The sequence below is a fragment of the Elusimicrobiota bacterium genome (assembly GCA_040757695.1).
Classification (GTDB): Bacteria; Elusimicrobiota; UBA8919; order UBA8919; family UBA8919; genus JBFLWK01.
Genome location: JBFLWK010000218.1, coordinates 1 through 1531, shown reverse-complemented (window position 1 = coordinate 1531; position 1531 = coordinate 1). Strand labels below are relative to the sequence as shown.

1 protein-coding gene is annotated in these 1531 nt (G+C 28.6%); it reads left to right on the top strand.

Going from position 1 to position 1531, the window contains the following annotated elements:
* Positions 1 to 113 precede the first annotated feature (113 nt).
* Positions 114 to 1298, top strand: coding sequence for an ISNCY family transposase (locus AB1349_14275; GenBank protein ID MEW6558492.1), 1185 nt, complete (start codon positions 114 to 116; stop codon positions 1296 to 1298).
* Positions 1299 to 1531: the final 233 nt, after the last annotated feature.

The following is a 1531-nucleotide window of genomic DNA, read 5'->3' as shown; positions in this document are numbered from 1 at the left end:
AGAATTTTAAGTTTTATGAACATAAATTTCTTTTGTAGAACCAAAATGAAAATGTCCTATTAGAACAAAGTAAAAATGTCCGGTTTTCAATAAAAAAAATCGGAGGATAAAAAATGAAACAAGGAGTTCTAATAGTGACAATACAAGAAGTAAACAAGTTCAAAATAGTTAATGATATTATCTATAAACAAATAACACAAAAACAAGCCTCCGAATGCCTTAATTTAAGCACGAGACAAATAAGAAGATTAGTAAAAAGAGTTAAAAAAGAGGGTTTAAAAGGGGTAATTCATAAATCTAGAGGAAAACCATCGAGAAAAAGGCTTTCAGAAGCAATAAAGTTAAGAATTATCCAACTTGCAAAAACTAAATATATTGATTTTAAGCCTACTTTTTTAGCAGAAAAGCTTAGTGAAAATGAAAATATTAAAGTTTCTAGTGAGTCTGTCAGGAAAATACTTATTGAAGCTGACTTATGGAAAACAAAAAAACGAAAAACAAAGCATCGAAGCTGGAGAGAAAGAAGAGACTGTATAGGAGAACTAGTTCAACTGGATGGTTCACATCACGATTGGTTTGAAGGAAGAGCTCCAAAGTGTGTATTAATTGGTTTTATTGATGATGCTTCAAATAGGGTATTTTTAAAATTTACAGAAGGTGAAACAACAGAAGCATTAATGAGAATAACACAGGAATATATAAAAATATACGGTTGTCCAGTGGCTTTGTACGTTGATAAAGATACTATTTACAAAGTTGCAAGAGGAGAAGGTATGACACAATTTGCAAGAGCAATGCAGGAGTTAGGGATAAAAATAATTTATGCTCATTCTCCACAAGCAAAGGGAAGAATAGAACGTTCATTCAAAACTCATCAAGATCGATTAGTTAAAGAATTAAGATTAAACAATATTTCCAGTATAAAAGAGGCAAATAAATTTCTTGAACGCAAATATATTAAAGAACATAATGAAAAATTTATGGTAAAACCAAAGAATGATTATGATATGCACAGAAAATTGCCATCAAAAATAAATCTTTCTAAAACTTTTTCAAAACACTCAAAAAGATCTATAGCAAATGATTATACCCTTAAGTACAAGGGTAGAGTTTTTCAAATACTAGATACACCAAACTCAAGAGATATAATCCTGAATAATAAAGCAATTGTAGAAGAAAATTTAGAAGGTTCTATTCGTATAAAATACAAAGATAAGTATCTTAAATATAAAGAAATATCTGAAAAACATACGGCCTCGTATTCCAGATGGATTTGGGTTCCTTCTAAAACAGGTTAAAATGCACTTGTTACTGTTTTCTAACGAAAACAGTAACAAGTAATATGATGATAAAATAAATTCAAAAGAAAAAAGGAAATTTAATGATTAAAAGAGTTCAGAAGTTAGTAATAATAAATCCTCCAAAGAGGACATTTCTATTTTGCTAAAAAGCGGACATTTTTATTTTGCTGCAACATAAATATTTTTATTTTATAATTTATACCAATCCACGTAAGTAAATTATATATGCT